This is a genomic window from Hallella multisaccharivorax DSM 17128 (assembly GCF_000218235.1).
Classification (GTDB): Bacteria; Bacteroidota; Bacteroidia; order Bacteroidales; family Bacteroidaceae; genus Prevotella; species Prevotella multisaccharivorax.
This window is the reverse complement of the sequence record NZ_GL945017.1, coordinates 1,653,456-1,664,325: the sequence shown is the minus strand read 5'-3', so window position 1 is coordinate 1,664,325 and position 10,870 is coordinate 1,653,456. Positions and strand designations below refer to the sequence as shown.

Below are 10,870 nucleotides of genomic sequence, written 5' to 3'. Positions count from 1 at the left end.
GCCACCTACGACAGCTGGAACCGTGTGAGGACGATGACCTACCCCGATGGCGAGGTGGTCACCTACCACTACAACGCCGCCGGACAGGTGGAGAGCCTGACAAGCAGCAAGCAGGGCAAGGAGAGTAGCATCGTGGCACAGATAGGCTACGACAAGGACGGCCATACCGTCTATCAAAAGCTTGGCAACGGCACCGAGACCACCTACACTTACGACAAGCAACGGCAGCGTCTGCAGGATGTGACACTTACAGGCAGCGGCAGCACATTGATGCAGAACAAGTACCGCTATGATGCCGTGGACAACATCCTCGGTATCACCAATGCCACCAATCCGCAAGGACTGACAAAGCTCAACAAGGCGAAGCTGGGAGGGGCAAGTACGCACACCTATCAGTATGACGAGCTGAACCGCCTGATTCATGCCACGGGAAAAGCAAAGAGCGCAACCTATGATATGGCAATGACCTTCGGACGGATGAGCGAACCGCTCACAAAGGTGCAGAGGGTAGATTCAAGTTTGACGGCTAAGTCATACAATTTTGCCTACAAGTATGAGGATGATAGCCATCCCACCGCTCCCACACAGATAGGTCATGACCATTACACGTATGATGCCAACGGCAACCCAATACTCGTAACAAATGACAGTACAAATACTTCAAGAGAGATGTACTGGGACGAGGACAACCGCCTGATGGTACTCTCGGACAACGGCAAGACGAGCCGCTACACCTATAACGCAGGTGGCGAGCGCATCATGAAGAGCTACGGCACGATGGAGGGCGTGTATATCAACGGCGCACCACAAGGAATCACCTTCCACGAAACGGACAATTTTACCTTGTATCCTGCTCCTATAATAAGCATCAACAAGAACCGCTTCACCAAACATTACTTCATAGGTAGTCAGCGCATTGCAAGTAGGATTGGCACAGGCACGTTCAACAATGTCTATGGCATGAACGGCAGCTACGTCACCGCCGGTCAGCAGGACTATGCCGAGCGCATGAACCAAATCCAGTCGCAGAAGGAAGCATACTACAAAGAGCTTGGCATCGCTCCGGGCGTACCAACGGAAAAAGGTGCCTACGGCGACCCGGAGAATACGGGTGTAGGCTACAACTCTGTCCTCACCGAACTTGGCAACCACGATGTGCCGCAAGGCTGGGTACAGACACCAAAGCATAACACGACAGAGGGCAGCACACCGGGGACACCCATCAGTTGGAATGAGCCGAGCACTCCTGACGACCCACAGGCAGGCTATGGCTATATCCCGAATGATACTACTACGGAGGAGACCTTCTTCTTCCACAGCGACCACCTTGGCTCTACTTCTTACATCACCGATGACAAAGGCAACATCACTCAGTATGATGCTTACCTTCCCTACGGTGAGCTATTAGTTGATGAACACTCATCAAGTGAGGCAATGCCGTATAAGTTCAATGGCAAGGAAATGGATGAGGAGACTGGCCTGTACTATTATGGCGCAAGATACATGAACCCAGTAACGAGTTTGTGGTATGGGGTAGACCCGTTGGCAGAGAAATATGCCACTACGGGAGGTTATGTGTATACACTGGACAATCCGGTTAAATTCGTAGATCCGAATGGAGAATCTTCTGGACTTTGGGATTGGTTATTTGGACCAAAGCCATGGATAAAGCGTGGACCATTGATAAAGTATGCTGGTAATGGCGTGTTTGTACTTAATATTAATAATTTTAGTAAGGGATTTCAAAATTATTTTCACCGGGCAAATAATGATAGCCATAATTGGGGATATAATGAGGTTGGTATAAATACAACAGTAGCATATATGTCTAATTCAGATTATGCTGCGCACATGAATGGTTCCATCCCATCCCCCCAATATCTTCACAACAAGAATAAACCAGTAGGCTTTAATGATGGGGATGGCAGTATCAAATCTAAGGCGGTAAAAGCAAAATCCACAGGATTGCCAGATAGAAGAGTCAAACAACACCCTGCGATTGGAACTATGTCTCCTAAGGCAGTCGGTGCTGCGCGTGGTATGCTGATTCTTGATGTTGCTGTAACAGCATGGGATACTTATCAAACTTATGCAAATTATTATGATGATGCTAATTTTGAATATCAGACTTCTTTATTACTTCATGCAAGCAAAGTCGTAACAAACAGTATAAGTTTATTCCCTACAAAATATAAAAATGATTCAAATTTCATAGGAGGAGTAATAGATTATGTTTTTGAAGGAAAGAACATTTTAGGGAATAGTGATGTTACCAAATATGGGAATGAAATTTTAAAATTAATAGGAAGATATGATTCGAAACAAAATAAACCGATTCCACTTGTTCGTTACTGAAAAAATATGGATAGCACTACTTTGTATTTGCACATTGTTTATACTTGTATGCTTATGGCCTAATAAATTAAATAGATCATTGCAGGGCTACAGCTTTATGGTGTTAGATAGCCTTAGGATTGATAGAGTAGACAATATATACTTTATAGACGGGAATCTTAAATTTGGTGGTCACTCAGTCTTGTTGCCTCCTATTATTACTAATAAGAAATACTTACAAACAGAGGTATCTTATAAAAGATTACTGGAGCTTGAAGAAGAAGGAAAAGGAGAATGGAAAGTCATTAGCACAAATCCTGATTCTATATCTATTGAATCAACATCTAATCCACTTAATGGAAGATATGCTGTTAAAATATTAGATAAGGCAAATGAGATAGGATTGAGATATATCATACTTGACAATGATTCGACACATCTTGTCTTACGGAAACGTATTCGTTAATAATGTAATTACTATTTGGACTGTCGGACAATGGCAAGACCTCAAGATATACTTATAACGCAGGTGGCGAGCGCATTATGAAGAGCTTCGGTACGATGGAGGGCGTGTATATCAACGGCGCACCACAAGGAATCACCTTCCACGAAACGGACAATTTTACCTTGTATCCTGCTCCTATAATAAGCATCAACAAGAACCGCTTCACCAAACATTACTTCATCGGTAGTCAGCGCATAGCATCAAGAATCGGCACAGGCACATTCAACAATGTCTATGGAGTAAACGGCAGCTACGTCACCGCCGGTCAGCAGGACTATGCCGAGCGCATGAACCAGATTCAGTCGCAGAAAGAAGCATACTACAAACAATTAGGCGTAGCTCCCGGTGTGCCCACCGAGAAGGGAGCTTACGGCGACCCGGAGAATACGGGCGTAGGCTACAACTCTGTCCTCACTGAGCTGGGCAACCACGACGTGCCGCAAGGCTGGGTACAGACACCGAAACATAACACCACAGAGGGCAGCACACCGGGGACACCCATCAGTTGGAATGAGCCGAGCACCCCCGATAACCCACAGGCAGGCTATGGCTATATCCCGAATGATACTACTACGGAGGAGACTTTCTTCTTCCATAGTGACCATTTGGGTTCGACCTCTTACATCACGGACGGCAAGGGCAACATCACGCAATATGACGCTTACCTTCCATACGGTGAATTGATAGTGGACGAACACTCTTCATCCGAGGATATGCCGTATAAGTTTAATGGTAAGGAGTTTGACGAGGAAACTGGCTTGTACTACTATGGCGCAAGGTATATGGATCCTGTCAAGAGTCTGTGGTATGGAGCTGATCCGCTGGCAGAGAAGTATGTAAATATTTCACCTTATCTGTATTGTCATGCAAATCCTATAGTGCTAATGGATCCGACGGGCATGGCTGATAAAGATGGCGCATGTGAAATTGTAAATAAGTTTCTTGCAAATAGGAATACTACAAGTGTATTTAAGAATATTCCTAAGTCGGTCTTTGTAAAGGATTTATTAAAACAAATAAATGATCCTAGCTCAATTAGGCAGGGAAACAATGGAACTTGTGGGGCTGCAGTACTTTGTAAATATATGGCAGAAACAGACCCCGTTTTATATGCTCAAACTGCAATTGGGTTATATACTATGGGTACTTATACTCCCAAAGGTGGACACATGACTTTGTCGGTTACAGAAGAAATGGAGAAAGGTACACTGGGAGATTTAAGCTCTCCTAATCGTGGGGGTGGTATTTCTTCAGTAGATGCCATAATGCAAGGTGCAATTATAAACACAAACAATTATATTGAGAGTATTAATACTTTTAAAGGTGAATCAGGCTTGAATTCATTTATGTATCCTGGATTTATAAAGCGTTTTGTAAGTGGATTTATGGGGCGGGATGAAGGCATGATGAATAATTGGCCAACGAATAATGAAATCTCTGAAATTGATTTTAAGAAGAATTTTGTTATTGCAACCACATATTATAATGTGGAGAAAGGAAGAATCGAGTCATCTTGGAAAACTAATCATTATATAAATATAACTAGTATTAATAAGAGTGGCTTAATCGGATATTGGTCATGGGGCTCATCCTTCCATCACAAAACATCTGGAAATCATATGAATGGAATGCATCAACTATTTATTTTACCAAGATGAAGAAAATTATAGGATTATTTTTTATAATAGCACTGTTTTATGTAATAGGAGATTTTTGTATAGACAGAGCACCTCTTAATTATGAAATTGTAAATGCGAATTTACAAAAGATAGAATTTAAAGATAAACCTTATAGTAATTATTATTTGTTAACATTTGATATAGTATATTGCAATTATACTTATGAATTTTTAAAAGCACCATTTCCTCCAGGGAGAAATGGAAGTATTGATAGTTTGTATTCTATTAAAGTACTAGATAAGGAAGGACGCAACATGACTAACAAGTTCTCTCAAGATAGTGTACAAAGTGATAATGGGAGAAGTTTGTATGTTATCTATCCTAATCACTCAGATAGTACAGTTATAGAAGCAGAAATGGAAAAGTCCATTATAACTATTATAAATAAAATAAATTCCAATATTGATGGAAATAGTGTATATAGAGTTGAGACAGGTAGAATACTAAAATTAGGACATACAAGGATGGTTCCTGCATCGTTAAAAATGGAATTCAGAGGAAGGCAGATCATCTGTAATGTGGATAATAGAGTTTCTACAGTTTACTATGCTTTCGATTAATAATAAAGGATGTCACGCTGATTTTACAACCTACGTAGCTTGGAACCGTGTGAGGACGATGACCTACCCCGATGGCGAGGTCATTACCTACCACTACAACGCCGCCGGACAGGTGGAGAGCCTGACGAGCTGCAAGCAGGGCAAGGAGAGTACCATCGTGGCACAGATTGGCTACGACAAGGACGGACATACCGTCTATCAAAAGCTTGGCAACGGCACCGAGACCACCTACACTTACGACAAGCAACGGCAGCGTCTGCAGGATATGACACTTACAGGCAGCGGCAGCACATTGATGCAGAACAAGTACCGCTATGATGCGGTAGACAACATCCTCGGCATCACCAACGCAGCCAACCCACAAGGACTGACGAAACTCAACGAGGCGAAGCTGGGAGGGGCAAGTACGCACACCTATCAGTATGACGAACTGAACCGCCTGATTCATGCCACGGGAAAAGCAAAGAGCGCAACCTATGATATGGCAATGACCTTCGGACGGATGAGCGAACCGCTCACAAAGGTGCAGAGGGTAGATTCAAGTTTGACGGCTAAGTCATACAATTTTGCCTACAAGTACGAGGACGAGAACCATCCCACCGCTCCCACACAGATAGGTCATGACCATTACACGTATGATGCCAACGGCAACCCTACGCTTGTGACTAATGACAGTACAAATACTACAAGAGAGATGTACTGGGACGAGGACAACCGCCTGATGGTGTTAAGCGACAACGGCAAAACCTCAAGATATACTTATAACGCAGGTGGTGAGCGCATCATGAAGAGCTACGGCACGATGGAGGGTGTGTATATCAACGGCGCACCGCAGGGCATCACCTTCCACGAGACGGATAACTTCACGCTCTATCCTGCAAGCATCCTCACGGTAAACAAGAACCGCTTCACCAAACATTACTTCATAGGTAGTCAGCGCATTGCAAGTAGGATTGGCACAGGCACGTTCAACAATGTCTATGGCATGAACGGCAGCTACGTCACCGCCGGTCAGCAGGACTATGCCGAGCGCATGAACCAGATTCAGTCGCAGAAAGAAGCCTACTATAAAGAGCTTGGCATCGCCCCAGGCGTACCAACAGAAAAAGGTGCCTACGGTGACCCGGAGAACACGGGTGTTGGCTACAACACGATTATCATCAATCTTGGTGACCACAGTGTTCCCAAGGGATGGGTGCAGACACCGAAACATAACACAAAGGAAGGAAACACTCCGGGAACACCCATCAACTGGAACGAGCCGAGCAATCCGGATGACCCACAAGCAGGCTATGGCTATATCCCAAATGACACTACAACGGAGGAGACTTTCTTCTTCCATAGTGACCATTTGGGCAGCACTTCTTACATCACAGACGACAAGGGAAACATCACCCAATATGATGCTTACCTTCCCTATGGTGAGCTGTTAGTGGACGAGCACTCTTCATCCGAGAACATGCCGTACAAGTTCAACGGCAAGGAAATGGATGAGGAGACAGGACTGTACTATTACGGTGCGAGGTATATGAATCCAGTGGTAGGTTTGTGGTATGGGGTGGATAAACTAACTGAAAAATATCCTACTATTGGTGTCTACACATATGGAGCTGCTAATCCTATAAAGATTACTGATCCTGATGGATATCATGTTGAGGTGACCCCATCGCTACATGGTAAATATAGTGTCGTCGGTGGATTTGCTGGTAATGATTTGAACATTTATGTTCATTATGGGACTAAAAATCAAAAAGTAATAGGAAGAATGCTTACCAAATATTCTTTCATGGATGAGAGAGGTAATGCAGTCAAAAATGCAGTTATAGACTTGTCTGATAAATCAGGAGAAAAATTTCTTAGTAATTTCATGAAAGATACTCCAAATCTTATGGTTTACATGCCGAATGCTGTTGGTGGAGAAAAATATGACTTTAAGAGAGCAGGAACAAAAATTGGTGATGCTTTATATAATAATTCAAGTTACCATAATAGAGGAATGCGTGTAAGATTAGGTGGCAAAACCTATATCGCATCTGCGCGAGATATAGGTAATTTTGCAGCAGGTTATGTTGCTGGAAAAAACGACCTATCTTGGGATGCAGCTCGAGCTGCTTTCGATGGTCTTGAAACAGCACAACATGCGGTTAGAGGAAAGTTAGGGATATATAGAGAAGGTAAGCCAACCCAATACGCTGAAAGACTTGGATATAATATAGGCACTCATACTGAGACGGCGAAAGCATTGCGTAATTTACGGCTACATAGAAGTCAATATAATACAACGAGATTCTCATGGTAATTAATAATAAACATAAATACTACATTTTAGGAATAAGTGTATTATTATATATACTCGCCTTGTTTAATACGCTATATGTAACTGATGCACAGGCAAGTGCAGATATACATATTAGATATGCATATGATGTAACATGTTTGAACTTTTTTATAGGAGGAATTATTATGATCCCTTATGATATTGTATTTCTATTGAATGGAAAAGTTAATTTTACCCTATTATGGTTTAGTAATATCACCTACTTTTATATTCTTTCTCTTTGGGTGAAACAGAGAAGAATGAAAACTCTTTTCATCTTAGTGGTATTGTCTATAACAATGATCATTTCATTTTACTTTTGTCATGATTCTATTATTGGTCGAGATGAAAATATTATTTATAATATCGGGGATAAGGGCATAGGATATTATTTATGGCTAATAAGCTATTTTATCATCCTCTTTGGTATGTTATGGTATAAGGAGGATTAAGTAAGTGAACTATTTTAGTCTGTACAAAACAAGTACGTGGAATCCCCATTTTACTGTCAGTTATGGGAAAATCAAAAGTATTGGGGCTAACCAAGGCTCAGCATCTCGAAGCCGAAAGAGGAATTCCTTGGGACAAAAAATTTATTCCTCTTTGCAATGCCGTGCAATTCTACTGAAAGCCGACAGACGTTCAGCGGCAAAGGTGAGATTACAGCCGGAGGATGAGCTTTACAAGAATCACAATATCTCCAACAACTTAGGCTCTTCCGTGGCTTATTATGGCAGCACCGCCTATACCTTTACCATCCATCTCCCATTCGGTTTCAGGATCAATATCACTCCGAGCATCCAGGCATCGCACAGTGAGAGTGTCAACCGCACCGTAGCCTCGCTGATGGACATAGATGGCGACGGACTGCCCGACCTGGTCTACAGCAACAGTGACAGCCGGCTCGTGGTCCACCGCAACCTCACAGGGCGTACCAACCTGCTGAGAACCGTGACGCTGCCCTTCGGCGGCCATATCCATATCGGCTATGCGCAGACAGAGCCGAGTTTCGACATGCCCGGCCGCCGCTGGGTGATGTCCAGCGTGGAGACCACCGGTGGCTACAAGGAGAACGGTGCCACAAGTACGCGCAACGAGTTCACCTACGAGGGAGGCTACCGCGACCGCCGTGAGCGGGACTTCTACGGCTTCCGCAAGGTGACGACCCGGCAGATAGACACGGAGAAAAGACTCCACGACATCTACCGCTATTCGGTGGACACCTATGCCAACAACAGGGATTACTACCTTCACGGCCTTGTGACGGACGAGAGCCTCTATGACGGGGCCGGCAGGAAGCTGCAAGGGGCCTCCTATACTTATGAGACGGTGAAGGTACAGGACGCGCCCGCTTGTGCAGGTACTATAGGCGTCCATCACGACAACACTGAGGTACTCTTCCCGGCCCTGACCTCCCTTGTCCAGTCAAACTTCGACGAGGCGAGTGGCGACAGCCTGACCACGAAGGTGGAGAACACCTATGATGATTTCGGCAACCTTCTTACCTACCAGGAGACAGCGGCCGGAGAAAAGCTCGATGCCAGAATCGACTATGCCTACGGCTACAGTTCCACCACTACCTATGACGGGTTGTGGAACGCCCCCGCCACCACCACCGACCTCAACGGGCAGCGGATGGAGTACTCCTACGATGCATTGGGCAGACAGGCCACCGTGCGTGCACCGTACGAGATAGAGAGCGGCCAGCCGTTTACTATCAAGTTCGAGTATTTCCCCAAGGAGCGCAAGGCGCATACCATCCACTACACGCAGGACGGCAACATCGACACCTACACCTTCGCCGACTCCCTCATGCGTGCCGTACAGACCAAGCGGACGGGCGTGGTATGGAACGGCGGCAGCGCGTCCAAGGTGAGCATCGTCAGCGGCAGGGCCGTGCTGGATGCCTTCGGCAGAAACATCGCCGCCTACTATCCCGTAACGGAGAGCTATGGCAATATCGGCACCTACAACACCGCCACGGGCGACCTGCAGGCCAAGACCGAATATGACACCCACGACCGCACCGTCAGCGTCACCCTTGCCGACGGCAGCACCACCAGGAGTGCCTACACCATCGGCAGCCACGACGGCGTTCCGATGCTGGAGACGAAGGTAACGGATGCTCTCGGCAGAACGGCAGAAAGCTATACCGACGGGAAAGGCCGCAACCGGGAGACGGTGCAGCACGCCGGCGGTGAGAACATCATCGTGAGATATGCCTACAATCCCGTGAATGAGGTGACGACCGTGACGCACCCCAACGGCAGGGAGACGAAATACGAGTACGACCAGTTAGGCCGCAAGCTGATGGTGAACCACCCCGATGCGGGCGAGACGGACATGACCTACGACGCGGCGGGCAACCTCCTTACCAAGCTCACCGCACAGCTCAGAAAGAGCATCTCTGACAAGGGCTGCATCACCTATACTTATGACTATGAGCGGCTGAAGGAAGTACTCTATCCCGAGAACCTCTTCAACCGAGTCACCTACACCTACGGACAGCCGGGCGACAAGTATAACCGTGCCGGACGCCTCGCCCTCGTGGAGGACGCGTCGGGCGGCGAGGCCTACTACTATGGCTGTCAGGGCGAGGTCACCAAGACCGTGCGCACCGTCATGGCGAGCGTGGCGGACATCCGCACCTACGTCTATGGAGTTACCTATGACTCTTGGAACCGTGTGCGCACGATGACCTACCCCGATGGCGAGGTGGTCACCTACCACTACAACGCCGCCGGACAGGTGGAGAGCCTGACAAGCAGCAAGCAGGGCAAGGAGAGTAGCATCGTGGCACAGATAGGCTACGACAAGGACGGGCATACCGTCTATCAAAAGCTTGGCAACGGCACCGAGACCACCTACACTTACGACAAGCAACGGCAGCGTCTGCAGGATATGACACTTACAGGCAGCGGCAGCACATTGATGCAGAACAAGTACCGCTATGATGCCGTGGACAACATCCTCGGTATCACCAACGCAGCCAACCCACAAGGTCTGACAAAGCTCAACAAGGCGAAGCTGGGAGGGGCAAGTACGCACACCTATCAGTATGACGAGCTGAACCGCCTGATTCATGCCACGGGAAAAGCAAAGAGCGCAACCTATGATATGGCAATGACCTTCGGACGGATGAGCGAACCGCTCACAAAGGTGCAGAGGGTAGATTCAAGTTTGATGGCTAAGTCATACAATTTTGCCTACAAGTACGAGGACGAGAACCATCCCACCGCTCCCACACAGATAGGTCATGACCATTACACGTATGATGCCAACGGCGACCCTACGCTTGTGACTAATGACAGTACAAATACTACAAGAGAGAGATGTACTGGGACGAGGACAACCGCCTGATGGTGTTAAGCGACAACGGCAAAGCTGACAGTGTGTCAATAACTCCATAATAAGTGTTAATTGAATGCGGATTGCGCGCAATTTCTGTTAAACTACCCATAAAAAAGACTTGAGG

The 10,870-nt window shown here is 46.2% G+C and carries 4 protein-coding genes and 2 pseudogenes; all 6 read left to right on the top strand.

What is annotated here, in order from left to right:
* Positions 1-2,355 (top strand): RHS repeat-associated core domain-containing protein (locus PREMU_RS15635; protein ID WP_007574223.1); only part of this gene is annotated, 2,355 nt, incomplete at its 5' end.
* 97 nt (positions 2,356-2,452) lie between these two features.
* On the top strand, positions 2,453-2,800 hold the full coding sequence (locus tag PREMU_RS07185; RefSeq protein ID WP_040558119.1) for a hypothetical protein: 348 nt from the start codon (positions 2,453-2,455) through the stop codon (positions 2,798-2,800).
* A gap of 11 nt (positions 2,801-2,811) precedes the next feature.
* Positions 2,812-4,497: pseudogene (locus tag PREMU_RS15630) on the top strand (RHS repeat domain-containing protein); the annotation flags it as partial.
* Complete coding sequence (locus tag PREMU_RS07175; protein ID WP_007574219.1) at positions 4,494-5,078, top strand: hypothetical protein; 585 nt, start codon at positions 4,494-4,496, stop codon at positions 5,076-5,078. The pseudogene PREMU_RS15630 and the gene PREMU_RS07175, both read left to right, overlap by 4 nt.
* A gap of 694 nt (positions 5,079-5,772) precedes the next feature.
* The gene (locus PREMU_RS07170; RefSeq protein WP_419185126.1) at positions 5,773-7,377 is read left to right on the top strand and encodes an RHS repeat domain-containing protein; all 1,605 of its coding nucleotides are present in this window, start codon (positions 5,773-5,775) and stop codon (positions 7,375-7,377) included.
* 774 nt (positions 7,378-8,151) lie between these two features.
* Positions 8,152-10,870: pseudogene (locus PREMU_RS15020) on the top strand (RHS repeat domain-containing protein); the annotation flags it as partial.